Raw genomic sequence first — 26,698 nt, forward strand, 5'->3', positions numbered from 1 at the left:
ACGTTTGGCAAGTGTTCTCATGCAGCGCTCCTCTTGAAATATTTCCTGCAGCTGCCGCCCGCTACAAACGGCGGCAAGACAGATTCGGAGGATATCGCGGCACAAAAAGACGGTGTATATGCCGAATGCGGCATATACACCGTCCCATCCTCAGTTTTCGACTGCTTCCTTCGTCAGGCAAAGCGCTTCCTTGAAAAGAAGGTCTCGTCGTACAACAGCCCTTCGAGCGTGTAGAAGCCGAGGCGCGTCAGAAGCTCCAAGACGTAGGGATTGTCGAGCGGCGTGCGGTACGGCGAGCGCTTGCCGTACGCCTTGACATGCTCCTTCGCCTCTTCCTGCGGAATGAGCTTCTTCGGGCCGCCGACGCAGCCGCCCGCACAGCCCATACCCTCGAAGAAGTTCGCTTTGACCTCTCCTTCCATGAGATCGTTGAGCATCTGCTTGCACTCGGCGACGCCGTTCGCGTGGCGCGAGCGCACCTTGATCGCACGCTCGGGACTCAGCCGGTCGAGCGTCATCTGCACCGCCTGGGATACGCCGCCCGCGTAGGCGTAGATGCGTCCCGCTTCCGACGAGTAAACGCGCTTCTTGTCCGACTGATCCTGCGGATGAATGCCGAGGCGGTCAAAGATGTCCTTGCACTCCTGGAACGTCAGCACATGGTCGATGGCGCCAACGAGGTCAGGATCCTTCGCCTCCGTCTTCTTTGCCATGCACGGCCCTAAAAACACGGTCAAGGCGTCAGGATAGAGCTTCTTCACCGTGCGTCCTGCAGCGATCATCGGCGAGACGGACGGCGGCACATGCGGCATGAGATGCCTAAAACTCTTCTTGATCATCGCCACCCACATGGGACAACAGCAGCTCGTGAGCATGTAATCCGACTCCGACTGAATGTTGCGGTCGAACTCCAAGGCTTCCTTGAGCGTCAGGATGTCGGCGAAGAGCGCGACCTCAACGAGGCCGTCGAACCCCATCTTGCGGAAGGCGTTGCGGATCTGTCCCGTCTTGACATCGTGATACTGTCCGAGGAACGCCGGCGCGAGCAGGATGTACGCCTTGCGCCCCACCCGCTTGCCCGCGAGGACATCTTCCAAGACGGCATGCGCATCCTTCGTGAGCGCTTTCTTCTGCCCTTCGTCCGAAAGCTTTTCCTCGCCCCAGACCGGCTCATGCACTGTCGGATGGAAAAGACAGTTGAGCTGCTCGGGATCGTACTCGAACTCCTCTCGCCCTGTGGCCTTTTTCAGCGCTTCACGGTAGAAATCCTCGATTGTCTGCATGAAGAATCCTCCCCTTTTCTGTGCCATTCCCTCCAGTTATATTATAGCTTGTTTTTATATTCCTGTCAGCCAAAGAATCTTTGAATCATAAATTTTTATAAAAAAGGGATTGACAGTATACGTATTTTCTCCTATAATAGTCAACGTTGACAGCAACGCTCGTCAATGGGGTATCGCCAAGTTGGTAAGGCACGGGATTCTGAATCCCGCATGCGTTGGTTCGAGTCCAGCTACCCCAGCCATGCAAATCACGCCGCATCTGCGGCGTTTTTTTGTGCCCGAAAACGACGCAAAAAGAAGCTGCCCGCTCTTTCAGGGAGCACAGCAGCTTTCAAGAGCGCAGATTCTTCACGAAGGATTTTCCTTCCTGCTGCACCTTCACATATCTGCCAAGAGCAGCTTCAGCGCCAGCTGCTTTTCCATCGGCAGCTGGCGGATCAACTCCAATAAATGCGGGTCGATGCCGTCCGCTTCCTGCCCACGCGCAGGTGCGGACTTCGCGACGATATTGTTGAGCTCTTCGACGGTCAGATCGAGCGCACGGCAGATCTTCAGCACGTTGTCCATCGCCGCGCCGCCGATGGAGCCATTCAATATGGAAAGAAGCGTCGTGTACGGCATGTGGATCTTCGCCGCGAATTCCTTGAGATTGCAGCCGTTCGATTTGATCAGCGACTTGACATAGTCCTCACGCGTCACGCTTTCGCCTCCTTTTTGCATCCTTTGATTCCATAGCCATTATACAGGCAAAAAAGAAAAAAGAAAATGTCACTGCAATAATTTTCTTTTTTCGTTGGAAATCCCTCGATTTTATATTGATAAATCTGAAAATTTATGATACCATGAACTTGTCAAGAAAAAGAGACTTTTGCGTCTCTTGGAAACGAAAAATCGTATTGTTTGTCAATTCGTGGTAAAATTTCGTTTCATATCCAAGAATATTTCCTGCGCGGTGCAAATCCAGAGCACAGCGATGTGCGGCAGCGCTCGGGCAGATCGGCAGACACGGAGAGGCTTCATCTTATCCGTGCTTTTGAAGAAAGGAGAACGATATGGAGAAGGCAACGGTCGTCGTCATCGGAGGAGGAGCCACGGGCGTCGGCATCCTGCGCGATCTCGCCATGCGCGGCATCGACGTGCTGCTCCTCGAAAAGGAAGATCTCGTCAACGGCGCGAGTTCGCGCTACCACGGTCTTCTGCACAGCGGCGGACGCTACGCCGTCAAGGATCAGGAGGCTGCAAAGGAGTGCATCGAGGAGAACACGATCCTCCGAAAGATCGGCACGTCGTGCGTCGAGCCGATCGGCGGCATGTTCGTGCGTCTCGACTCGGACGATGCGGACTTCGAGGCGAGCTGGGTCGAGGGCTGTCGGGCGAGCGGCATCGAGGCGCGCCCCTTGACGCTCGACGAAGCGTTCCGCATGGAGCCGCGCCTGTCGCGTCATATCGTCTCGGCCTACGCCGTGCCCGACGCGGCAATCGACGGTTTCCGCATGTCGTGCCAGAACGTCGCTTCCGCCGTACGCTACGGCGGGCGCTACAAGACGTACGCCGAAGTCGTCGGCATCTTGCAGAAGAACGGCGAACTCGAAGGCGTGCGCGTGCGCAATCGCTTCTCGGGCGAGGAATACTCGATCGCCTGCGACATCCTCGTCAATGCGGCGGGCGGCTGGTGCGAGAAGGTCGCCGAGCTTGCGGGACTCAACGTCCCCGTGCAGCCCGACAAGGGCACGCTCATCGCTTTCAACCAGCGCCTCGCGAACCACGTCGTCAATCGCCTGCACAAGCCGTCGGACGGCGACATCTTCGTGCCGCACGGCTCGATCACGATCCTCGGCACGACGTCGATGAGCATCGACGATCCCGAGGACACGAGCTCGTCCTACGAGGAGATCGAGGCATTGATGAAGATCGGCGAACAGACCTTCGAGGATCTGCGCCACTACCGCATTCTGCGCGCTTTCGCTGGCTCGCGCCCGCTCTACAAGCAGCCGGGCGCATCGGGGCGCGGCGCGTCGCGCGGCTTCGTGATTCTCGACCACGAAAAAGACGGGCTCAAGGGCATGATGACGATCGTCGGCGGCAAGTTCACGACGTACCGTCTGATGGCGGAGCGCATCAGCGACCAGATCGCCGAGAAGCTTGGCGTCAAGACGCCGTGCCGCACGGCCGACGAGCCGCTCGTGCCCGAGGTCAGCGAGGAGGCGAAGAAGAAGGCGGCGAAGTACTTCCCGTCCTTCGGCACGAACCTCGCGGCGACGCGCCTCGGCCCCGACGCCTTCGAGCGCGTCGCCAAGCGCCTCGAAGAGGAGCCGGAGTCGCGCGCGCTCGTATGCGAATGCGAGAACATCACGCTCGCAGAGATCGAAGAGATCGCCAAGAGCGCGGACAGCCACATCATCAACGACATCCGACGCCGCACGCGCCTTGGCATGGGCACGTGCCAGGGCAATTTCTGCAGCCTTCGCGCCGCCGGCATCTTCGGACGCGTCGGCAGCACAGCGGGCGCGAAAGATTCGCTCGGCCAGCTCAAGGGCTTTTTGCAGGGTCGCTGGAAGGGCGTGCGTCCCGTCCTCATGGGGCGCAACATCCGCGAGACGGAGATGACGCGAGCTCTCTACGAGCTTTCCTTTAATGTCAATGGAGGCAAGAAAGCATGAAACAACGGGACGTAGCAATCATCGGCGGCGGCTTTGCCGGTCTCATGGCCGCCATCGTCTGCGCCAAGAACGGCAAAAAAGCGAGCGTATTCCTCTACGGCTCGGGTTCTTTCCCCTTGAACAGCGGACTCATCGACCTCCTCGGCTACGACGAAGCACGCACATGGGTGAAGGATCCCCTGACGGCGATCGAGCAGCTGCCCGCCGAGCATCCTTACCATAGAATCGGCAACGCTTCCATCGAGGAGGCCGCCGGCTTCTTCCTCAAGCTCATGGAAGAGGAGGGCTTCCCCTACTGCGGCAGCCTGCATGAGCAACAATCCGCTGTGACGCCCGTCGGCACCTTGAAGCCCTCGTGTCTTGTGCCTTCATCCATGCAGGCGCCGGACTTCACCGGCAAGGACGTCATCGTCGTCGGCGTCAAGGGGCTCAAGGACTGCTACCCCGAGATGATCGCGGCGAACCTCGCCGATGCGCTCAAGGAAGCTTCGAGCATCCGCACGTTCGAGGTCATGCCTGAAGCCGTCGCCGAGCGCGATCTCTCGATCCTCGACGCCGCACGCTGGCTTGAGGGCGACGGTGCAACGACGGTCAGCCGCCAACTCGCCGCCGAGGACGGCGCAAACCGCGTCTTCATCTTCCCGCAGATCATCGGCGTGCGTGGACAAAGGGTCTGCAAGAAGCTACAGGCGGCGATGAAAGGAAAGATCCTTGAGACGACCGCCATGCCGCCCTCGGCGAACGGCATGCGCCTGCGTGATGTGCTCATGAAGGCGGCGCGCCGCATGGGCGTCGAATTCTTCGAAAACGCCCGCGTCACGGGCTTTTCGGCGGACGGCAAGCGCTGCCTTTCCATCCGCGTAACAGGCGTCCACGAGAAGGACTACCGCGCCGAGAAGTTCATCCTCGCGACGGGCGGCTTTTACAGCGCCGGACTCATCTCCGAGAATCCCGGGGAAGCCTATGAGCCGATCTTCAACCTGCCCGTCGCGTGCGAAAAAGACCCCGAGAAGTGGACGGCTGCCGACATCTTTGATGCGCAGCCCTTCATGAAGGCGGGCGTCCGCACGGACGAGATGCTTCGCCCCGTCGATGAAAGAGGCGCACTCGTCTTCGAAAATGTCCACGTCATCGGGCGCGAGCTTGCGGGATGCGACTTCTGTCGCGAGCATTCAGGCAACGGCGTGGCGCTGGCGTCGGCCTACAAAGCGGCACAGGCGTGAAAGGAGCGGAATTTGATGGAAAAAACTTTTGAACTGCATGAAAACACGCCGGACACCGCCGACCACTGCATCGCCTGCACCTGCTGCATCGCGAACTGCCCCGTGACGGAGGCCACGCGCGCCTTTGCCGGCCCGAAGCTCACGGGTCCCGCACACAGCCGCATGAAGTTCGCCGAGGACGATATTGAGCGCAGTCTCGAGTACTGCTCGAACTGCAAAAACTGCGAGATCACCTGTCCCTCAGGCGTGCGCGTCGCAACGCTCAACATGCTGCAGCGCGGCGAATACTACCGCACGCACAAGCACTCGCAGAGGGACGACATGCTCGCGCACGGCGAGCGCATGGCAAAGCTCGTGCGCTCCCTGCCCTTTGGCGCAACATGCGCCAACATCGGCATGAAGATCGGCAAGGCGCTCGGCGTCTTCGCCGCCGTCGGCATCGCAGGCGAGCGCGATATGCCCGCCTTCGCGCCTGATTCTTTCTACAGCATCTTCGCCAAGATGGAGCAGAAGCCGTCGGAGAAGAAGGTCGTCTTCTATCCGGGCTGCTACATCAACGACTACGAGCCGGAGATCGGCCGCGCCTTCATCAACGTCATGCAGAAGAACGGCTATGAGGTCATCACGGACAAATCCTTCATCTGCTGCGGCGCTCCCATGGTCGCCTCGGGCTACCTCGACGAGGCGCACGAGAACGCGAAGAAGAACGCCGAGCGCATCCTCGCTTGGAAGGCGAAGGGCATTCCCGTCGTCGCCTGCTGCACGAGCTGCTCTTTGATGCTCAAGAGCGAGTACCACGAGCTTTTCGAAGACCCCGAAATGCGCGAGATTTCCTCGGGCATTTACGACGCCTTCGAGTTCCTCGACATCATGGAGGAGCGCGGCGAACTCAGCGAGGACTTCGCCCCCATCGAGCGGCGTTTTTCCTATCATGCGCCGTGCCATCTGCGCGCCCAGGGCATCGGGCTGCCGTCCTTCAACTTCCTGCAGCGCATCCCCGGCCTTTCCATCGAAAACCTCGCTGCCGGCTGCTGCGGCATGTCGGGAAGCTTCGGCTTCAAGGGCGACAAGTACGAGATCTCCATGAAGGTCGGCGAGAAGGTCTTCGAGCGCATCGCCGAGGTCGGCGCTGACACCGTCGTCTCCGACTGCGGCACCTGCCGCCTGCAGATCCGCCACGGCTCGGGCAAGGCGACGTGCCACCCCATCGAAATCCTCGCGCAAGCGTATGGATATAAATAAGGAAGCAATCCTCGCTTCCTCAAGTCCCCCGCAGCCCGACATGACGAGCCGTCAGGGAAGAAATCTCACCCGGAAGGGAGGCGGTCATCAAGAAACGCGAAGAAGGCATCACCACACAGTTTCATCCAACGAGGTCTGCCCGGCGATGCAGCAATACGGCGCTGGGCAAGGGGAACAGAGTCGAGAAACGAACGAAAAGGAGTGGCAATATGGGACAGGAATACGTCATGGCGCTTGACGCCGGCACGACGAGCAACCGCGCCATCATCTTCGATGTGGATTCCAAGATCGTCGGCGTCGCGCAGAAGGAGTTCACGCAGCATTTCCCGCAGCCCGGCTGGGTCGAGCACGACGCGGAAGAGATCTGGAGCTCCATGCACGAAGTCATGCGAGAAGCTCTCGAGCAGTCGGGACTCGTCGCGAGTGACATCGCCGCCATCGGCATCACGAACCAGCGCGAGACGGCGGTCATCTGGGACAGGACGACGGGACGGCCGATCTACAATGCCATCGTCTGGCAGTCGCGCCAGACGGCGGACATCTGCGAAGATCTCAAGCGTCAAGGTCTCGTCGATGAGTTCAAGGAGAAGACGGGACTCGTCATCGACGCCTACTTCTCGGGCACGAAGGTCAAGTGGATCCTCGACCATGTGGAAGGCGCACGCGCACGCGCGGAAAAGGGTGAGCTTGCCTTCGGCACGATCGACACATGGCTTCTTTGGAAGCTCACGGGCGGCAAGGAGCACAAGACGGACTACTCGAACGCTTCGCGCACCTTGATGTTCAACATCAAGACGCTCGAATGGGACGAGGCACTCCTGAAGCACCTGACCGTGCCGAAGAGCCTCCTGCCCGAGGTTCGCCCTTCGAGCGAGGTCTATGGGCACACCATTCCTTCTATCATCGGCGCTTCCGTTCCCGTCGCAGGCATGGCGGGCGACCAGCAGTCGGCACTCTTCGGTCAGAACTGCTTCTCCCCCGGCGAGGCGAAGAACACCTACGGCACGGGCTGCTTCCTGCTCATGAACACGGGCGAAGATCTTTGCATGTCGAAGAACGGCCTCGTGACGACCATTGCCTGGGGACTTGACGGCAAGGTCGAATATGCACTTGAAGGCTCGATCTTCGTCGGCGGTTCCGCCATCCAATGGCTGCGCGACGGTCTGCGTCTCGTTGACTCCGCCCCCGACTCCGAATGGGTTGCGAAAAAAGTTCCCGATGCCGGCGGCGTCTACATGGTGCCTGCCTTCGTCGGACTCGGCGCACCGTATTGGGATATGAATGCACGCGGCATGATCATCGGCCTCACGCGCGGCACGACGAAGGCGCACATCGTTCGCGCCACGCTCGACTCCCTCGCCTATCAGACACGCGACGTGCTCGGCGCGATGGAAGCCGACTCGGGCAACCGTCTCGCCACGCTCAAGGTAGACGGCGGCGCTGTAGCCAACAACCTCCTCATGCAGTTCCAGGCCGACCTCCTCGGCGTTCCCGTCGACCGCCCGCAGATCACGGAGACGACTGCCTTGGGCGCCGCCTACCTCGCAGGTCTTGCCACAGGCGTCTGGGCGTCGAAGGAAGAGCTGAAGAAGAGCTGGCAGCTCGACACGCGGTTTACGCCCGCCCTTGACAAGAAAGATGCGGACAAGCTCTACAAGGGCTGGAGGAAGGCTGTCAAGCACGCCGCGAACTGGCTCGCGGATGAAGAATAGGAGGATGTACGATGTACGATAATCTTCTCGGCGAATTTTTCGGCACGCTGGTCCTTATCGTCTTCGGCTGCGGCGTTTGCGCCACATGCTCCCTCGAAAGCTCCAAGGGCAAGGGAGGCGGCTGGATCTGCATCGTCTTTGGCTGGGGCTTTGCCGTGACCTTCGGCGTATTCACCGCCATCTCGCTCGGTGCGCCGCAGGCTGACCTCAATCCTGCCGTCACCATCGGCAAAATGCTTGCCGGCGTCTACAACTTCCAGCAGTTCCTCGCGACTTCCGTCATCCAGATTCTCGGCGGTATCGCAGGCGCCGCCATCGTCTGGCTCGCCTATCTGCCCCATTTTGAAAAGACGCAGGACAAGGCGACGAAGCTCGGCCTCTTCTGCACGGCGCCCGCGATTCGCTGCGCTTGGAAGAACTTCCTCTGCGAGTTTATCGCAACCTTCTTTCTGCTCTTCATGATCTGGGCAATCTTTGCCAAAGTCAACGGCCCGTTCGTACCCGGCTACGGTCCGTACATCGTCGGCATCCTCATCGTCGGCCTCGGTTTGAGCCTCGGCGGCCCCACGGGCTACGCGATGAATCCTGCGCGCGACCTCGGTCCTCGCCTCGCCCACTTCCTCCTGCCCATCGCGGGCAAGGGCGGCAGCGACTTCGCCTACGGCTGGATTCCCGTCGTCGCCCCCCTCGCCGGCGCCGCCGCCGCCTACTTCGTAGCGCACGGCATCGGCATGCTGTAAGAGGTATAGCCAAATTTCTCCCTTGCAGAAAAAAGAACAGACCTAAGACCAACTATATGTTATAATATAGTTGGTGCTGCTAGAACGGTAGGCGGTCGATTCTTAGCCCCTGAAAGGGGGCGCTGCTTATGGAACTGTACGATTTTTTGTCGTTCGTTTTCCTCGTAACGATTTCCATCGTTGCGTTAAAGGCAAAATAAGAAACCCCGCCTTCGGCTCACAACTGTAGGCGGGGTTTCTTACTCAATCTTCACGAGGGGCTGACCGTTTACCAGTAGCACCTTCTTCTACACTTATTATACAATGGGATACGATATACGTCAAATCCTCTATGCGTATATAATATCGTCTCGTTGCACATAAAAACCACAAAGCCCCCTTCCTATGATATAATGTCTGTGACGGCATCATACGGAAGGGGGCTTTTCCTATGCGCAGGAGATACATCCTTGCACTCGATTCGGGCACGGTGAAGAACCGCACGGCGATTTTTGATGAACGGGCGAATCTCGTCGCCCTCGTGAAGAAGGAATTAAGCGTCTATCACCCGCAGCCCGGCTGGGTCGAGCAGGATGCAGATGAGATCTGGGCGGTGCAAATTCAGACGGCGGAGCAGGCGATTCGCGAGGCGGGCATCAAAAAGTCGGAAATCGCGGCGATCGGCATCACGAATCAGCGCGAGACGACGGTGATCTGGAATCGCCATACGGGGCGGCCGATTCACCACGCCATCAGCTGGCAGTCGATGCAGTCGAAGGAGATTGTCGAGCGCTTCCGCAAGAACGCCGATCTCCTGGAAGAGTTCCGTCAGAACACGGCGATGGTGCTCTCGCCGTATTTCTCCGTCAGCAAAATCTGCTGGCTTCTCGACAACGTACCCGGCGCACGCGAGCTGGCGGAAAAAGGCGACCTCGCCTTCGGCACGATCGACAGCTGGCTTCTGTGGAAGCTCACGGGCGGCAAGGTGCACGCGACGGACGACTCGAATGCCTCGCGCACAATGCTCTACCACCTCGCACATGGCACATGGGACGAGACGCTCCTGCAGCATACGCGCATCCCGCACGCCCTCATGCCGGAGATTCATCCATCCTCACACGAATACGGCATGACCTCGCCCGCTGTATTCGGCACGGAGATTCCCATCAGCGGCATCCTCGGCAACCAGCAGGCCGACCTCTTCGGACAGTGCTGCTTCACTCCTAGCACGGCGAAGAACACTTACGGAGAAGGCTCTTTCTTCCTCCTCAACACGGGCGATCGCTACGTGCAGTCGCACAACGGACTCAACGCCACCGTCGCCTGGAAGCTCGGCGATCATGTCACTTACGCGCTCGAAGGCAGCATCTTCGTGGCAGGCGTCGCACTCGAATGGCTGCGGCGCGGACTCAAGATCCTCGACTCGCTCGAAGAATCCGAATGGATCGCCAAGCGCGTCACGGACACGGCGGGCGTCTACTTCGTACCTGCCTTCCGCGGCCTTTCCGCACCCTATTGGGACAGCGAGACGCGCGGCATGCTCATCGGGCTTTCTGAGGACACGCGCCGCGCTCATCTCGTTCGCGCGGCGCTCGCCGCCATGGCATACCAGGTGCGCGACGTCTACGAAGCGATCCGCTCGGATGCGGCTCTTCCCATCGAGGAGCTTCGCGTATCGGGCGGCGCGAGCCGCAACAATCTGCTCATGCAGATGCAGGCGGGCATCCTCGGCCTTCCCGTGCGCCGCCCCGTCGAAAGCGAGACGACGGCGCTCGGCGCCGCCTACATGGCAGGCCTCGCGGCAGGGATATGGCAGAGCACCGACGAGCTCGCCTCCCTCTGGCGAGAGGACGCCTGCTTCCTGCCCCACTTCAGCAAAGAAGAGCGCGAACACCTCTACGACGGCTGGCAGAACGCCGTCTCCCACGCCATGGGCTGGCAGGGCTGAGCAAACAATCTCAAAGACTGCATTCTCTCACCTTGTTGATGAAATGCAGTCTTATTTCTATTTTATAGGAAGAAAGATGTTCTTATACAAAATAATTCTTTTTAGTTATTATCTTATAAAGATATTTCATAGGATATGATTCCCAAATCAGGCAGGATATGTTCAGAAAAAACAGAAGGATATAACTACTCAGAAAAGCGTCCATAAAGATGTACCTTTCAGAAGAGGAGATGATAAGAAAATGGATGCAGCAACATTGACCTTGGCGGTACTCGGCATTGCCGCCTTCTTCTTCGCCACGGAAATCATCCCGCTGGCGGTGACGGCGATGGGAGCGGCAATCGCACTGGGCTTTCTCGGCGTGCTGACTCCCGCCGAAGTATTTTCCGGCCTGTCGAATTCCACCGTCGTATTGTTCGCGGGCATGTTCGTCATCGGCGCGGCAATGTTCCAGACGGGGCTTGCACAGAAAATCGGCGTAGAGGTTGTAAAAAAATCGGGTACGGACGAAAAGAAGCTGATGATCGCCTTGATGGTCATAACGATCGCCCTGTCCTCGGTTTCGTCAAACACGGCGACCGTCGCCTGCCTGATTCCCGTCGTCATGCAGATCTGCGCCGCCGCGCGGCTTCCCGTCGCCCCTCAGCTCATGGCACTCGCCATCGCTGCGAACGTTGGCGGCACGATCACGATGATCGGCACACCGCCGAACATCTTGATGAGCGCAACCTTGGACGCGAACGGCCTGACGCCCTTCGGCTTCTTCGAGTTCGCTTGGATTGGCATCCCCTTATCCATCATCGGCGTGCTCTACATGGTATTCATCGGCAGTCGCCTCTGCCCGCACACTATGTCAGAAAGCGAGATGGACGACAAATCTTCCGAAGCACCCAAAGATGCGCGGAAGATGATCATCTGCGCGGCGATCCTCATCGCCACGGTCATCGCGATGGTGCTCGAAAAGCAGATCCACGTCCCCATGCAGACCTCGGCGATCGTCGGTGCCCTCGCCTGCGTGCTCACGGGATGCGTGTCGGAAAAGCAGGCATATCAGGGCATTGACTGGACGACGATCTTCCTTTTCTCCGGCATGCTTCCCCTGGCAAAGGCCATGGATACGAGCGGCGCGGGAAAGCTCATCGCGCACAGCGTCCTCGACCTCATCGGCACGCATCCTGCGCCCATGCTGATCGTCGTCTCCATGTTCCTGCTCTCCTGCGGACTCACGCAGTTCATGTCCAATACGGCGTCTTCGGCGCTCCTCGCCCCCATTGGCATTTCCATCGCTCAATCGATCGGCGTGTCGCCGCACCCCGTGCTCATGGCGATCGGCATCGCCGCCTCCTGCGCCTTCACGACGCCCGTCGCCACGCCGCCCAACACCTTGGTCCTGGGCCCCGGCAAATTCCGCTTCATGGATTATGTGAAGATCGGCGTGCCGCTCGCTGTACTTTCTCTCATCGTATGCGCTGTTATCATCCCCGTGGTATGGCCGTTTTAGCTGAAAGGAGCTTTCTATATGAAAAAAGAGCTGTTATTGAGCAAACTGCAAGCCTTCGATCCCGAAATCTTCGCCCTGCTGCAGGATGAAATCCAGCGTCAGCGCTACATGCTCTCCCTCGTGCCAAACAACAATGCCATGTCGCCCTTCGCCCACTATCTGGAAGGCAGTCTGCTCGCCAACAGCGCCTTCGATGCACAAAATCCGAATGCAAACAGCACAAATCTCGAAGAGATTGCCATCAAGCGGGCGAAAAAACTCTTCGGCAGCGAGCATGCCATCGTCCGCCTCGGCAATATCGGTGCCGCTTCGCGCGTCGTCTGCCTCGCATTGCTGCAGCCAAACAGCCGCGTACTTTCTTTCAATCTGCGCAAAGCAGAACATTGCAGCGGCCTCAGCTTCACATTCAAAAACTTCGGTATAGACGCAAAAAAACAAGTTCTCGACTGGGATGAGGTCGAGCAGACGGCGGATGAGACAAAACCTCATCTGATCATCTTCTCTCCCGTCAGCTACCCGCGCAACGCGAATTATCGCCGCCTCTCTGAGATTGCACGAAAAGTCGGCGCATACCTGTGGGTGGACATCGGGCAGAGCGTCGGACTCGTCGCGGCCGGACTCCTTCCTTCCCCCGTGCCGTTTGCCGATGTCGTCACGTTCCCCACGAATGATTCGCTGCACGGTCCGGACGGCGCCATCGTGCTTTCCACGAAGGAAATCAGTCAAAAGCTCGATGAAACCGTCATCAATACGGGGCATACCTCGCTCCATATCAATCATATGGCGGCATTGGCCGCGGCCCTCTTGGAAGCTGGAACAGAAACCTTTCGTCAATACGGCAAACAAGTTCTCGCCAACAGCAAGGAGCTCGAACATGCTTTGGAAAGGAGCGAAATCCCCCTCCTCTGTGACGGCACGGACACGCATCTCGTCCTGCCGCTGCTCCCTGCCGAACTGCAGGAAATCGATATAACGGAGTATCTGGGAAAGGCCGGTTTCCAGGTCAAGGCAGACCGCGTACCGACCATGGCGAAGGACATCTTCCTTCCCGCTCTGCGCCTTTCGAGTCTGACGCCAACCATACGCTCCTTGAAGGAAAAAGAGATTGCCGATATCGGCGCTCTCCTCAGTACCGCCTTGGAAAAGAAACTGCCTGATGCAGATCTTGAATCCATCCGCAACCAGATTGCCACGCTTGTCATGAACAAACCCATCTTTTCCGAGGAATGGCTGACGAGCAGCAAGATGGGGTCGCACGCTTTCTACAACAGTGCAAACAGCAGCGCGGCGCACGAGGCCGCCTCCACGGAAAAGAAGAACCTCATCAAGAATTTCTTCCATCTCAAAAATTGAAGTCTCTCTCCCGTTTGACGTTCTCTCCCCCTTTGAATGCTTGAAGCAAAAAGAATCCCCAAGCCAGAGACTTGAGGATTCTTTTCTATTTCGTATGGTGTGCGACTGATGATGCGTCAAACCGTCGGTGCAATACCGAGCTGCATGGCGATAAGCATCGTGATGATGCAGATGACGTAGTAGATCGCCCATGGCACGATGTCCGTTCGGATCAGCTTGCCCTCGATACCCTTGATCGTGATGACGCCCGTCGTGGCGGCAGCAGCAACGATGTTGTTGATGCAGATCATGTTGCCGATCGCGCCGCCCTGATTCTGCAAGGCGAGGATGACGGTCGGCGGGATGTTGAGGAGCTGCGCCGTCTGGAACTGCAGCGGAGAGAACATGATGTTCGACACCGTGTTCGAACCGAACATGAACGCGCCGACCGAACCGATGAAGGTTGCGAAGTAGAAGTAGTTGCCGCCCGCAAGCTCTGCAACGCCCTTCGCCATCGTCAGCAGCATGGAGTCAAGGCCGAGGCCGTTGATGCTCGAATAGCGGTACATGTAGACGAGACCGAAGCCGAAGATCAGGGCGATGGTCGCACCATAGACCTGGTTTGCGGACTTCGAGAAGATTTCCTTGACCTGCGTGCCAGAAAGGCCATAGAGAGGAATCGAGAGAAGAACGATGAGGATGAACGGCGCGACGCCCGGGTTGTTGAGGATCGCGAAGTTCCATGCGGCTTCCGGAACGCCGAGGATGCCCTTGACAGAGATGACGACGCTCTTGATGGGTCCCTTGAGACCGAGCTGCGGGATGCGCGTGAGGATCAGCCACAGAGAAACGAAGAGGTACGGAATCCAAGCCTTGAAGAGCGACATGTGCGGAATATCTTCCGTCTTCTTATCCTTCTTCTCATCGCTCTCAAAGCGCCAGACCGTCTTCGGCATGAGGAAGCCGGCTTTCGCTGCGCCGATGAGCACGAAGATCGTGATGGCTGCAGCCGTCAGCGACGTGATCTCCGAGCCGATGAACTTGGCAAGGAGGAGGAAGAAGATGTCGAAGACGACAGCGGCAAAGAGGCAGAACGGCAGCACAGGCATGGCATCCATGAAAGACTTGTTCTTGCCGAACATGCGCGTGATGATGCCGACGACAACGAAGATGATGAGGAGCGCGCCGACGGCCATGCCGAGCGCCGAGATGAAGGAAAGTCCGAGCTTCCACGCCTCGAAGTCGGTGATGCCGATCGTGGGCAGCATCTCCTTGACGATGTCAGCTGCCGCATTCGTCGGCGTGCCAGCTGCACCGAAGGGAACCGGCGTCGAGTTCAGGATGAGGCAGGAAATCGCAGCTGCCATCGGAGGAAAGCCCAAGCCGATCAGCAGAGGGGCCGCAATCGCCGCCGGCGTGCCGAAGCCCGCCGCACCCTCGATGAAGGCGCTGAACGCAAAGCCAACGATGACGAGCTGGATGCGCGCATCCTCCGTGATGCCGTTGAACATGCCCTGGATGCGGTGCATGGCACCCGCCTTGTCCAGCATGTTCATCAGCAGGATCGCGCCGAAGATGATGAGGAGCGTATCAATAGAGCCGAGGAAACCCGCCACAGAATACGCGGCGATATCCAAAACCTTCATTTCCCAGGCAAAATAACCGATGACGACAATGACTGCCCAAGCGATCGGCAGAACCTTCTTCGCTGACATGTTGAACACAACGGTCAGCACGATGGTCAGCAGAATAGGTACTGCTGCGAGCAAAGCTAACATGAATTTCAACTCCTATCCAGTTTTCAAAGATTCGGGACGACTTGCGTCCCTAGGCATCGCAGTCGTTTCGATGCTACCCGCAGACTGCCTGCAGGAAGCATCGAACGCTGCCAAACTGCGGTCTACATCAAGCTCATCTTCCCCGCGTCGCGATATTTTCCGCAAGGATATCGGCGACGTGCTTGACCTTGATGTTCGGTGCCTGCTTGTCGAGACCGCCACCGATCTGCATCATGCAGGCCGGGCACGCGACCGCGCAAACCTCGGCACCCGTGTTCTTGATGTTGTTGACTTTCTTCTCAAGCAGCGGCATCGAGATCTCGACGTACTTGACGCCGAAGGCGCCCGCCATGCCGCAGCAGTGGTCGGCGTCCTTCATCTCGACGAAGTCGATGCCCGGCGTTGCCTCCAGAAGCGCGCGCGGCTCCTTGTAGATGCCGAGACCGCGGCGGATGTGGCACGAATCGTGGTACGTGACCTTCTGTCCACCGGCAGACGTCGGCATCAGGCGGCCTTCCTTCTCGTAGATCTCCGCAACGAGGCTCGTGAACTCGCGAACCTTGCTTGCGAACGTCTTGACCTTGGAGAGCATGGAAGGATCGTCCTCGAAGATCTCGACGTACGTCTTCTCCAAGGTTTCCGTGCAGGTCGGGCAAGCCGAGAAGATGGCATCGGGGTTCGACGCGAGAAGCGCCTCGATGTTCTTCTTCGCGAGCTTCCTTCCCGTATCACGGTCGCCCATGCCCATCGCAGGCTTGCCGCAGCAGCTCTGCTCCTGCGGGAAGGTCACGGCGACGCCGGCATCCTGCAGCACGCGCACGGCGTTGACTGCCGAATCAGGGAAGACGAAGTCCATATTGCAGCCCGTGAAGAAGACGACGCGCATCTTCGGATTTTGCGGGTTGTCCTTTTCGAGCGCCTTGGCGCGGTCGCGGAACGGCGTATCGGCGATGGCGGGCAGACTGCGGTTGTCCGTCATCTTCGCAAAGAACAGAGGCAGATGGCGAATGAACTTGCCGCTCGTCATCGGCTTCTGCGCCTTCGCGCCGATCCTCAGAAGCGTATGGAATACCTTGCGGTTCGTGAGGATGTTCTGGAACACCGTCTTTTCTGCAAACGGCATGCCGTTTTCCTTCACGTTCCTCGAGCGCAGCTCATCGATGATGTCCGGGATGGGGATCTTGCCCGGGCAAATCTGCACGCACTTGCGGCAGCCTATGCAGAGATCGCTGAACTTCGAGAAATCCTTGAGACCGTTGTCCAAAAGACCCGTGAGAATCGCCCCGATACCGCCCGAGTAGATATGCCCGTAGACGTTGCCGCCGACGAGTGTCCAGATCGGACATACGTTGAGGCACGAGGCGCAGCGCACGCACTGATAGACCTCGTTGAGCTTGGGGTCACGCGCAGCGTCCAAACGGCCGTTGTCCAAGAGAATGACATAGAGCTTGCGGTTTTCCTCTACCCACTTGCCGTCCTTCTTGTAGATGACGGGCGTCGGCCCCGAGATGAACGTCTCGTAGCTCGTCGCCTTCTGACACGTGCCATTTCGCGGCAGAAGGCGCAGAATCTTGGAAATATCTTCAACCTTCGGGATGAGCTTCTCATAGCCAATGAGGACGACGTTGATGCGCGGCAAAGTCGTCGTGATGCGCGCATTTCCTTCGTTCGTCACGAGACCGGTCGCACCGTTCTCGGCGACACCGAAGTTCGCGCCCGTGAAGCCGAGATCCGCCTGCAGGAACTCTTCGCGCAGCACCTGGCGCGCCGTCTGAACCATGAAGGGGATGTCGCTTGGGATGTCCTTCTTCAGTTCCTTGGAGAAGAAGCCCGCGCACTGCTCGCGATTCAAATGAATCGCCGGCATGACCATGTGCGACGGGTGCTGTCCCGCGACAGAGAGCATCCATTCGCCCAAGTCCGTCTCACGGATGTGAATGCCGTGCGCCTCGATGTCTTCGTTGAGGCGGATTTCCTCACTCGCCATGGACTTCGACTTGACGATGCGCTTGACGTTATTTTCCTTGCAGATCTTGAGGAGGTAGTCCTTGACCGCCTGCCCGTCCTTCGCGCGGAAGACTTCGCCACCGCGCTCACGGACGGCAGCCTCGAACTGGTCGGCGAGCTGGTCGATGTGCTGCACGGCATCGTGCTTCATCGCGCGCAGATCCTCGCGCAGAGCCTCGATGTCATACCCTTCGTACGACTTCAAGCGAGCGCCCGGATACTGCTCGGCGAATTTGCCGAGAGCGCCGCGAAGAATCGGGTCCTCAAGCTTTTCGTTGATTTCCTTGCGCAGATCGCGTGCCATCAGCCCTCACTCCCTTCCATATTTTCGATCGCAATGACGAAGAAGCGGCTCGGGCCATGAACGCCGAGCGTCAGCACGCGCTCGATGTCCGCCGTGCGCGACGGTCCCGTGATGAATCCGACGTAGCCGCGCTTGTAGACGCGCGAGATGATCTTCAAAGCCGTCGTGAGGTTTTCCGTCATATAGTTTGCATTGATGTATACGGCATGTACCGGCGGCAGCATGCCCGTGACGCGCGCCTCATAGGAGTAAGTATCGACACAGACGCCGCCCGTCTCGCCGACGCCGAATTCCGCGACAGAAAGGCCGAGGTCGGCTGTCGGTGCATTCTCCGCAATCTCGAACTTGTCCGTATAGATCGGCACCTCGGGCGTAGAAAGCTCCTCGTAGATCTTCTTGATGCCCGCATTATTGTCGCCGCACGTCGCGATGACCTTCTTACACTCGAACTCCTTGATGAGTTCCGCCGTCTTCGCCTTCGCCGCTGCCAGATCCTTCACGCGAAAGACTTCCGCAGCAGCCAGAGTGGCGTTTTTCTCAAAATCGTCCCAATATTTCGCATCGATGAGTTTGTCATCGAATGCTTCCTTGGGCCAATCCTGACAGATTTTCAGCATGGTCCATCCTCCTTGATTAAATTGTTTTAAAAATAAATAGTATATATTATTTCTTAAGAAATCCCCTTCTCCCGGGCTTGCCGCTCAAGATCGTGCAGGAGGCGGCCCGCACGGCGCTTTTCGCAGCAAGGCGGGAAAAGGGGCTTTCATAAGCTGGATTGTCTGTCGGGAAGCGCTGCTTTCAGCTGCAGCTTCCACAAAACTTCATCATTTAGTCGCCAAAGATGTAAATGCACCTTGACTGCAGCTCCTTAGAAAAGCTTCGTCGGGTTCAGGATGCCCTTCGGGTCGAAGGCCTTCTTGATACCGCGCATGAGCTCGATCTTCTCAGGCGTATAGTTCTCGCCCATGTAGGACATCTTCGCGAAGCCGATACCGTGCTCACCGGAAACGAGACCCTTGAGCTCACGTGCCTTCTTATACATGCGGTCCATAGCATCTCCGAGGTTCTTCTTCCACTGCTCGTCGTTCATGTCGTCACGCAGGATGTAGATGTGGAGGTTGCCGTCGCCCGCATGTCCGAAGCTCTTGATGCGGATGCCCATGTCCTCGCGCACCTGATGCACGTATTCGACGAACGTGTTGACGCAGTCACGCGGCACAACGCAGTCGACCTCGTCCATCTCCGTCGTCGAACCCTTGATCGCCTCAAGGAACGCACCGCGCGTCTTCCAGATCGGCGTCTCGCGCTCTTCCGTATCGGCGATAAAGAGATCGATCGCGCCCTGATCGAGGCAGATCTTCGCGATATCGTCGTAAGTGCCCGAAATCTCCTCCGTCGAGTTGCCGTCGAACTTCAGCAGCAGATAAGCGTCCGCCGTCTTGTCGGGGAACTTCATGCCGAGGAACTCTTCCGCGTCCATGATGACTTCGCGCTCCATGAACTCGACGGCCGTCGGGATGACCTTCGACTTCATGATAATGGGTACCGTATCGATCGCATGCTTCAAGGTCGGGAACGGCACGAGCAGCGTGACCGTCTTCTTCGGCAGCGGGATGAGCTTCAGCGTCGCCTTCGTGACGATGCCAAGCGTTCCCTCTGAGCCGATGATCATGTCCTTGATGTCGTATCCCGTCGAGTTCTTGACGACCTTGCCGCCGAGGTTCATGACCGTGCCGTCCGCCATGACGACTTCCAAGGCGCGCACATAGTCGCGCGTGACGCCGTACTTGACGGCGCGCATGCCACCGGCGTTCGTCGAGATGTTGCCGCCGATCGTCGCGGACTTCTCGCCCGGATCAGGTGGGTAGAAAAGACCATGCGGCTCGACGTAAGCATAGATTTCCATGATGAGCACGCCCGGCTCGACCGTCAGCGTGAGGTTCTTTTCATCAAGCTCAAGGAAGTGGTTCATGAGCGTCGTGTCAATCATGACGCCCTTGTGCACGGCGACGGCTGCACCGACAAGACCCGTGCCGGCGCCGCGCGGCGTCACAGGCAGGTTGTTGTCATAGCAGTACTTCATGACCTTGGAAACTTCTTCCGTCGAGAGCACGCGCACGACGACGTCCGGATAATGCGCCTCGGCACTCAGCTCGTCATGGCTGTACTCTTCCTTGATCTCATCCTTCCAAAGAAGGCGCTCGCGGTCAACGATCTGGGCAAGAGCCTCGAAGTCTTTTTCGTCGAAAGTCTTGTAGTTACTCATGCTACAACGGCCTCCCCTTTCTTGATCTTTTCGATCAGCTGCGGAACGATCTCATAGATGTCTCCGACGATGGCGTAGTTTGCCACATCGAAGATCGTAGCCTTCGGATCCGAATTGATGGCGATGATGTTTTCCGAGTTGTTCATGCCAGCGACGAACTGAATCGCGCCCGATACGCCGCAGGTGATGATGAGCTTCGGGCGAACCGTGCGACCCGAAAGACCGATCTGATGCTTCGCATCGAACCAGCCGCTTTCCATCATCGGACGCGTGCAGGCAACCTGTGCGCCCAAGAGCTCTGCCAGCTCCTCGATCATCGCGAGGTCTTCCTTCTTCTTGACGCCGCGGCCTGCGACGACGAGAATCTCGGCGTTCTCGATGCTCTGCTCCTTCGGCTTCTTCGTCGTGCCGTGCACTTCGACGCGGTTCTTGAGCTTCTCGGGCGCCACCGTGAACTCCTCAACCTCGCCGGAAAGTTCTGCGCTCCTCTCGGGCGCGTTCATAATCTTGTAACGCACCGTGCACATCTGCGGACGATGGTTCGGCGTATGAATCTCCGCCATGATGTTGCCGCCGAACGCCGGGCGAATCTGGACGAGATCCGTGTTTTCCTTCATGTCGAGAATCGTGCAGTCCGCCGTAAGTCCCGTCTTGAAGCGGGCTGCGATGCGTGGCGCAAGCTGACGACCGACCGAGGTCGCACCGACGAGGATCGCCGTCGGCTTCACCTTGTTGATGAACGCTTCAAATGCCGACGTGTACGTCTCGATCTTGAAATACTTAAGCTCGGGGTTGTCGCAACAGAACACCTTGTCCACACCATAGTGCCTGAGTTCATCGACGCGTCCCTTGATGTCGCTGCCAATGAATACTGCATACACAGGATGGTTGATTTTTGCCGCGAGTTCCTTCGCCTTGCCGATGAGTTCGAACGTGACGGGGTGAATCACGCCTTCCTCATGCTCGACGTAAACGGCGATGCCCTTCCAATCGTCCTTGTTGACCGAGGGCTTCACTTCATCCTCGACGAACTCCATGACGCCCGCAGGACCTTTCTTCACGCACAGCTTACAGAGCTTGCAGCCCGCGTTGATGTCCAGTTTGCCGTCTTTGTTTTCCAGTGCATTGAACGGGCAGACGGCGATGACTGCCTCCATAATCTCCGCGCTGGTGATTTTGTCTTGATGAACAATGAGTTTCCCCATGTGCATTTCCTCCAGTTCTTGTTCGACTCCCTCCAAGGCGCGTCTTTCGCGCCATGCGGGCAGTTTCTTCGACTTGGTTCAAACGATCAGGCGATGAACTTCTTCTTTTTCAGCATGCCCATAATCTTGTCCGTGACTTCTTCCGCTGTGCCCGTCCACGAAACCTGCTCCTTGTCGGATGTCGGCGGGAAGATGCGCTGCACCTGCGTCGGCGAGCCGTTCAGACCGTAATGGTTCTTGTCTTTGTCCGCCATGTCCTGAAGCGTGAACATCGGAATCTCTTTCGTCTCCGTCGCCTTCTTCTTGAGGTACGACGGCAGACGCGGCTGCACGATGTCCTTCTGCACCGTGATGAGGCACGGGAACTGAACCTTCAAGTGCTCGACGTCCTGCGCCATCTCCATGTCAACCAAGATGCCGCCGTCCTCGACGCCCTTGATCTTCTTGACATTGCAGACACAGGGCAGATCGAGCGCCTCGGAGACCTCAGGCCCGACCTGAGCCGTATCGCCGTCCGTCGTCTGCAGGCCGCAGATGATCAGGTCGAACTTGCCGAACTTCTTGATGCCCTGCGAAAGCGTGTAGCTCGTCGCCAGAACATCCGCACCGCCGAACGAGCGGTCGGAAATGATGACGCCTTCATCCGCACCCATGGCGAACGCTTCGTAAATGACGGCCTTCGCCTGCGGCGGTCCCATCGTGATGACACTCACGCGCCCGCCGTACTTCTCCTTGAGAAGCAAGCCGCACTCGAGAGCAAACAGGTCGTACGGGTTCATCTTGGAATCAGCGCCGTCGCGCTTCAAGACGCCCGTCACCGGATCGACTTCAACCTTGTTCGAGCCCGGGACTTGTTTGATACATACGAGAATTTCCACAATTACCCCTCCGTTTATGATAACATCGCTAAAAGCCCTACATCGTTTATGATACTATAAACCCGCGCAATAGGCAATAAGATTTTTCTGGTTTTTTTCGGAAAAATTCTGCTTTTCACGCGTTTCCTCTTGACCACGGCGCAAAAAAATAGGGCTTTTCCGCCTTGCGCCTATTGTATTCGCTATGCGCGACGAAAATCCTTCTTCGGAAAATAATTTCCTTTTATCGAGATATAAATCTAATATAATTCTGTCCTCGCATAAAAAGCGGGGCTGCTGCACGGTGATCTCCATACAGCAGCCCCGCCTGTCCTCTACCACTTTTCCTTCCAGCCAAAAGAGGCGCGTTTGCCGTCGGCGTCGTAGATTTCGATCGGCGAGAGCGTCGTCTTGCCGTCCTTCTTGCGGAACATCTCGGCGCGTGCGCGGTAACCATCGCCGAGATCGATCTCAAGGTTGCCGAGCCGAAGGTCGTGCCACGCACTGTCGAAAGTACCCGAAAGGCTCGCAAACGGCACAACCCAACGGTACGTCCCCGCGCCTGAGCGAAAGCTCCCGCTGTACTGGGTGCGCCGCGAACTGCCCGACGAGTGAATCGTGAGGTCAAGCTCCACTTTGCAGTCGAGCCATGCGCTCGGGAAGCCTTCCGCCGCTTCCAATCCCTCGCCTTTCCCGTAAAGATTCCAATAGCGCGTGTCGAGGTCGTAGTCGCCGTAGGCGTACAGCTTGCCGCCGAAGACGTCCGCCGTGACGTCGGTGAAGTCGAGCCGCGCATCATGCCAGCGCACCGTTCCCTCAACGTTTCTGAACTCAATGCCCGGGATACGGAGCTTCTTCATGCGCACGAAGCCTTTGCCCTCCATCGCTTCCAAAGGCCCGGTGAAACGCACGGAGAGCGTCATCTTGTCGCGAATGTCCATGCCGAATCCCAACGAACTCGGATCGACCTCGCTGACGAGCACGGAAAGGTCGGCGACAGGGCGATCTGCCTCGCGCATATCGACCGCGCCATTGAGCGTCATTCCGATTCCCCTCATCGTGCCGCCGAGTCCCACGACCGATCCCTTGACGGCGACTTCCTCTGACGTGTTGATGTCGGCATGTACTTCCATGCCCTGCAGCAGGTAATGGCGGCGACGATAGAAAAGCTCACCGCGGCAGTTCGTGAGATCGAGCTTCAGACGCAGCTTCTTGCCCTCGCGGTTGAAGTTTTTCAGGCGCTCCTTCATCGCCTCCTTCCTCTTGGCTCGCGCTGCCTCGCCGAGCGCCTTGAGCTCCGCCTCCGTCATGTCTTCGCGCCTCGCTCTACGTTCTTCGGCGCGTTCCTTTTCCTCGCGCTCCTTCTCCTTGAGTCTTGCCTCCTCCAACGCGTCAAGTTCCGGCGAATGGCGCAGGAAATCGAACTGCATGTCGTCGTCCAAGGCCATCGAGAGCACGGCGCCGTCCAAGGTCAGCTCCTGAATCGTCGTCGACTTCAAATTTCCCGTGAGGACATCGTAGGGACGCGCACGAAAACTGCCGCGCGGCACAAAAAGGATCGTATTGCCCTCCGGATCCTTCCAGTCGAGATTTTCAAAGCGCACCTCCCCGAAGACGTTCGCATGCAGCTTCTCTACCGTCACCGTGCCGCGCAGCATCGTCTGCTCGGCCATCGCATGGTTGAAGATCAGCGCGGCGCTGCGGCTCAACACGAAAAGGTCGGCAAAAACGAGAATCGCGGCGAGAAACATCGCCGCGATCAGACCTCGAATTATCTTTTTCCTGCTTGCTGTAAAGCGCAGCATCAGGCGAGAACCTTCTGCAGGTACGCCTTGATCTCATCCCCGTCTTCCATCTTCATGACGTCGGCGAGGATCTCTTTGGCCTGCACAGCGGAAACGGCGCGCAGCTTTTCCTTGACGCGCGGAATCGACGGCGCACTCATACTGAGCTCGGTCAGCCCCATCGCCATCAAGAGGACGGCAGCGTAGGGATCGCTCGCCATCTCGCCGCACATGCCGCACCATATCCCATTGTCCTTCGCGGCGCGCGCCGTGCGCTCGACGAGGCGCAGGACGGCAGGATTGAAGTGGTTATAAAGGTACGAGATGCTTGAATTGCCGCGGTCAACGGCGAGCGTGTACTGCACGAGATCGTTCGTGCCAATGCTGAAGAAGTCGACGTACTTGGCAAGCTCGGGCGTCATGATGGCAGCCGCCGGCGTCTCGACCATGATGCCGACCTGCACGTTTTCGGAGAATGCCTTTCCCTCGTGCGAAAGCTCCAGCTTCGCCTCGTCGACGAACTCCAGAACCTTCTTGAACTCCGCGACGTTGATGACCATCGGCGCCATGATTGCCGCCTTGCCGTAGACGCCGGCTCTAAGAATCGCCTTGAGCTGCGGCAAGAAGAGATCCTTCCGCTGCAGGCTGATACGAAGCGCACGGTAACCGAGGAACGGGTTGTCCTCGGGAGGAATATTGAGGTACGGCAGAGGCTTGTCGCCGCCGATGTCCATCGTGCGGATCACGCAGATCTTGCCGCCGCACTTCTCGACGGCTTCTTTATACGCCTTGAACTGATCGTCTTCCGTCGGGATGTCCTGCCTGCCCATGAATACGAATTCCGAGCGGAACAGCCCAACGCCCTCTGCACCATAAGTGAGCGCCGCGTCAACGTCCATGTGATTGCCGATATTGGCGCACAGTTCGACGCGCACACCATCCGTCGTGACAGCAGGCAGAGGCGCGAGCTCGGCATAGTACGCCTTGCGCTCCTCCTGCTGCTTGATCTTCTCGCGATAGTCCGCCAGTGTCACCTCGTCGGGGCGCACGAGGATGTCGCCGCGCTCGCCGTCGATGACGACGCATGCGCCATCAGGGATCTCCGCCAGTCGCTCGCCAATGCCGACGACCGTCGGAATCGCGCGCGCCTTGGCGATGATGACGGCATGGCATGTCGTGCTTCCCTGTCCCAAGATCACGCCGGCGATCTTGTCCGTTGGGATGTTGGCGATGACGGACGGTTCGATCTCGTGCCCGCAGAGGATCACGGGATCGTCGCCGATCTCCGGCTCCTTGACGCCAAGAATGTACTTTGCGATGCGCTTGCCGACGTCGCGGATATCGGTAGCGCGCTCGCGGAAATACGGATCGTCCATCTGCTCGAAAATTGCCGCTTGTTCCTTCGCCGTGTCGAGCACCGCCAGAGGAGCATTCGCGAGCGTTTCGATCTTCGTGTGCATCGTTTCTTCCATCATCGGATCCTGAGCGAGCATGCGGTGCGCTTCAAGAATAGCCGCCTGCTCCGCCATCCCCTTCGCCTGCAGCGTCTTGATATTCTCCTGCAATACGGCGACAACAGCCTTAATGGCATCCTTGATTTTCTGGTTCTCAATGTCCTTGTTGCCGGGCGTATATCCTTTAAGGTGGCCGTCAATGTTCTGTCCTGCCATCATGATCGTGCCGATCGCAATGCCGGCGATGACGCCCTTGCCGCGCAAACTTTCTGCCATATGCTTCTCCCCCATTCATGGATCGTTCAGATGTCGCACAACGATTTTGATGAATTCTTATAAAAAAGCTCCGGGGCATAAACGAACATCTCCCCGGAGCTTCCCTGATTACTCCTCGCCGAACTTCGTTACGATAAGTTCTTTGAGAGCCGCCACAGCATCTGCCTCATCGGGGCCGTCCGCCTCAATCGTGATTTCCGTTCCCTTGGCAAGTCCCAGGCTCATGAGCATGAGGATGCTCTTGGCATCCGCCGTCTTGCCCTTCGCTTTGACCTGCACCTTGGACTTGAATTTTGCAGCCGTCTGTACAAAAACGGAAGCCGGACGCGCATGGATTCCCGTCTTGTTCTCAATCGTCAATGTTGCCTCTGTCATCTGAATCTCTCCTTACCAAAAAAGAACAAAGCAAAACCTCACATCACCAAAACAGCGCAGCTTCCAAACAAGATGCACTGTCCCGTGAATCCTATTTAATGTATAATATTCGCCGTCCGTCCGACATTCCCTTTTTGCAGAGAAAAATTTTATCAAAAGACTTTAACGAAGCAGTTTTTCAAAAACTGCGGCAGGAATTCAAGGATAGGCGTCGAAATAGCTAATGTCAGGGGTTCTGCAAGCAGCCCCCAGCCCCTGCGGACGCAAAGGCGTCTGCGGAAAAACTTATCGAAACGAAGCGTGGTGATAGGTATTGACGTTTTTCCTGCTTGCTGTCGCCATCATGGCGGCGAGTATCCTCTTTCTTCACCGAATCGCCATTTTCTTTGACTGCCCCATCAAGTACAAACCCTTGATTCTCTGCGCAGTCATGGCCTTCCTCGTGAATTTTGCGACGCTCAACATCTCATCCTTCTTGACGGCAACGCATTATGCAATCATCCTCATCTTCGTACTTGCAGCATCCTTGGGCGTCACCTTTTACAACGCTCGCCTGCTGAAGAAAGAACGTCTTGCAGCTTCTGCCGATATACGCGGCGAGCCTGAGGCGGAGGAAACCAACGAAACCGATGCCGACAAGACGACAGTCGGCAAAGTTGACGCAATCGAGGCAACTGCTGAAGAAGCGGCCGACGAAGTCGAGGCGGCTGAGGCAAATGCTGAAGAAGCGACCGACGAAGTCGAGGCAACTGGGGCAAATGCTGAAGAAGCG

At 57.8% G+C, this 26,698-nt stretch carries 21 protein-coding genes and 1 tRNA gene; 10 read left to right on the top strand and 12 right to left on the bottom strand.

Features of this window, described 5'->3' with window-relative positions; genetic code table 11:
• Nucleotides 1-173: 173 nt before the first annotated feature.
• On the bottom strand, nucleotides 174-1,283 hold the full coding sequence (locus QZ177_RS06415; RefSeq protein ID WP_294176123.1) for a [Fe-Fe] hydrogenase large subunit C-terminal domain-containing protein: 1,110 nt from the start codon (nucleotides 1,281-1,283) through the stop codon (nucleotides 174-176).
• 166 nt (nucleotides 1,284-1,449) lie between these two features.
• Here QZ177_RS06415 and QZ177_RS06420 point away from each other — a divergent pair.
• Nucleotides 1,450-1,525, top strand: a tRNA-Gln gene (locus QZ177_RS06420).
• A gap of 136 nt (nucleotides 1,526-1,661) precedes the next feature.
• On the opposite strand, the gene QZ177_RS06425 is transcribed toward QZ177_RS06420, so the two are convergent.
• Nucleotides 1,662-1,982: a helix-turn-helix transcriptional regulator gene (locus QZ177_RS06425; protein ID WP_294176124.1), complete on the bottom strand. Its 321-nt coding sequence runs from the start codon at nucleotides 1,980-1,982 to the stop codon at nucleotides 1,662-1,664.
• Nucleotides 1,983-2,335: 353 nt separating this feature from the next.
• Here QZ177_RS06425 and glpA point away from each other — a divergent pair, with 353 nt between their 5' ends.
• The 8 genes from glpA to QZ177_RS06465 all read left to right on the top strand — a co-directional run bounded on the left by glpA (nucleotide 2,336) and on the right by QZ177_RS06465 (nucleotide 13,641).
• Nucleotides 2,336-3,943, top strand: a complete 1,608-nt coding sequence (gene glpA, locus QZ177_RS06430) for an anaerobic glycerol-3-phosphate dehydrogenase subunit GlpA (protein WP_294176125.1) — start codon at nucleotides 2,336-2,338, stop codon at nucleotides 3,941-3,943.
• Entirely contained in the window at nucleotides 3,940-5,166 is a 1,227-nt protein-coding gene (gene glpB / locus QZ177_RS06435; protein WP_294176126.1) for an anaerobic glycerol-3-phosphate dehydrogenase subunit GlpB, read from the top strand. The genes glpA and glpB overlap by 4 nt, the downstream gene beginning before the upstream one ends.
• A 15-nt stretch (nucleotides 5,167-5,181) precedes the next feature.
• On the top strand, nucleotides 5,182-6,408 hold the full coding sequence (locus tag QZ177_RS06440; protein ID WP_294176127.1) for an anaerobic glycerol-3-phosphate dehydrogenase subunit C: 1,227 nt from the start codon (nucleotides 5,182-5,184) through the stop codon (nucleotides 6,406-6,408).
• Nucleotides 6,409-6,617: 209 nt separating this feature from the next.
• Nucleotides 6,618-8,120, top strand: coding sequence for a glycerol kinase GlpK (gene glpK / locus QZ177_RS06445; RefSeq protein WP_294176128.1), 1,503 nt, complete (start codon nucleotides 6,618-6,620; stop codon nucleotides 8,118-8,120).
• A gap of 11 nt (nucleotides 8,121-8,131) precedes the next feature.
• Complete coding sequence (locus tag QZ177_RS06450) at nucleotides 8,132-8,860, top strand: MIP/aquaporin family protein (protein ID WP_294176129.1); 729 nt, start codon at nucleotides 8,132-8,134, stop codon at nucleotides 8,858-8,860.
• A gap of 430 nt (nucleotides 8,861-9,290) precedes the next feature.
• On the top strand, nucleotides 9,291-10,787 hold the full coding sequence (gene glpK / locus QZ177_RS06455) for a glycerol kinase GlpK (RefSeq protein WP_294176130.1): 1,497 nt from the start codon (nucleotides 9,291-9,293) through the stop codon (nucleotides 10,785-10,787).
• Between the two features lie 241 nt (nucleotides 10,788-11,028).
• Nucleotides 11,029-12,288 carry an SLC13 family permease gene (locus tag QZ177_RS06460; protein ID WP_294176131.1) on the top strand — a complete coding sequence of 420 codons (1,260 nt, stop codon included), beginning with the start codon at nucleotides 11,029-11,031 and terminating at the stop codon, nucleotides 12,286-12,288.
• Between the two features lie 18 nt (nucleotides 12,289-12,306).
• Nucleotides 12,307-13,641: a serine hydroxymethyltransferase gene (locus QZ177_RS06465; protein ID WP_294176132.1), complete on the top strand. Its 1,335-nt coding sequence runs from the start codon at nucleotides 12,307-12,309 to the stop codon at nucleotides 13,639-13,641.
• Nucleotides 13,642-13,757: 116 nt separating this feature from the next.
• On the opposite strand, the gene QZ177_RS06470 is transcribed toward QZ177_RS06465, so the two are convergent.
• From QZ177_RS06470 to QZ177_RS06515, 10 genes are all read right to left on the bottom strand, one after another.
• Nucleotides 13,758-15,398 (bottom strand): L-lactate permease, encoded by a 1,641-nt coding sequence (locus QZ177_RS06470; protein WP_265070305.1) that lies wholly within the window; start codon nucleotides 15,396-15,398, stop codon nucleotides 13,758-13,760.
• Between the two features lie 133 nt (nucleotides 15,399-15,531).
• Nucleotides 15,532-17,709 carry an L-lactate dehydrogenase (quinone) large subunit LdhH gene (ldhH, locus tag QZ177_RS06475; protein ID WP_294176133.1) on the bottom strand — a complete coding sequence of 726 codons (2,178 nt, stop codon included), beginning with the start codon at nucleotides 17,707-17,709 and terminating at the stop codon, nucleotides 15,532-15,534.
• Complete coding sequence (locus QZ177_RS06480) at nucleotides 17,709-18,326, bottom strand: lactate utilization protein (protein WP_009646748.1); 618 nt, start codon at nucleotides 18,324-18,326, stop codon at nucleotides 17,709-17,711. The genes ldhH and QZ177_RS06480 overlap by 1 nt, the downstream gene beginning before the upstream one ends.
• A gap of 251 nt (nucleotides 18,327-18,577) precedes the next feature.
• Nucleotides 18,578-19,975, bottom strand: a complete 1,398-nt coding sequence (locus QZ177_RS06485) for an FAD-binding oxidoreductase (protein ID WP_294176137.1) — start codon at nucleotides 19,973-19,975, stop codon at nucleotides 18,578-18,580.
• On the bottom strand, nucleotides 19,972-21,180 hold the full coding sequence (locus QZ177_RS06490) for an electron transfer flavoprotein subunit alpha/FixB family protein (protein ID WP_009646743.1): 1,209 nt from the start codon (nucleotides 21,178-21,180) through the stop codon (nucleotides 19,972-19,974). The genes QZ177_RS06485 and QZ177_RS06490 overlap by 4 nt, the downstream gene beginning before the upstream one ends.
• An 86-nt stretch (nucleotides 21,181-21,266) precedes the next feature.
• Nucleotides 21,267-22,058, bottom strand: coding sequence for an electron transfer flavoprotein subunit beta/FixA family protein (locus QZ177_RS06495; RefSeq protein ID WP_294176142.1), 792 nt, complete (start codon nucleotides 22,056-22,058; stop codon nucleotides 21,267-21,269).
• 54 nt (nucleotides 22,059-22,112) lie between these two features.
• A complete protein-coding gene (locus QZ177_RS06500) occupies nucleotides 22,113-22,352 on the bottom strand; it encodes a hypothetical protein (protein WP_009646746.1) in 240 nt (79 codons plus the stop codon).
• 20 nt (nucleotides 22,353-22,372) lie between these two features.
• The gene (locus tag QZ177_RS06505; protein ID WP_294176143.1) at nucleotides 22,373-23,842 is read right to left on the bottom strand and encodes a hypothetical protein; all 1,470 of its coding nucleotides are present in this window, start codon (nucleotides 23,840-23,842) and stop codon (nucleotides 22,373-22,375) included.
• A complete protein-coding gene (ptsP, locus tag QZ177_RS06510) occupies nucleotides 23,842-25,551 on the bottom strand; it encodes a phosphoenolpyruvate--protein phosphotransferase (protein WP_294176144.1) in 1,710 nt (569 codons plus the stop codon). The genes QZ177_RS06505 and ptsP overlap by 1 nt, the downstream gene beginning before the upstream one ends.
• A gap of 108 nt (nucleotides 25,552-25,659) precedes the next feature.
• Entirely contained in the window at nucleotides 25,660-25,926 is a 267-nt protein-coding gene (locus QZ177_RS06515; RefSeq protein WP_006190627.1) for an HPr family phosphocarrier protein, read from the bottom strand.
• A gap of 313 nt (nucleotides 25,927-26,239) precedes the next feature.
• On the opposite strand from QZ177_RS06515, the gene QZ177_RS06520 reads away from it, so the two are divergent.
• On the top strand, nucleotides 26,240-26,698 hold a 459-nt coding region (locus QZ177_RS06520; protein ID WP_294176145.1), incomplete at its 3' end, for a hypothetical protein.

Source organism: uncultured Selenomonas sp., from assembly GCA_905372355.1.
GTDB lineage: Bacteria > Bacillota > Negativicutes > Selenomonadales > Selenomonadaceae > Selenomonas.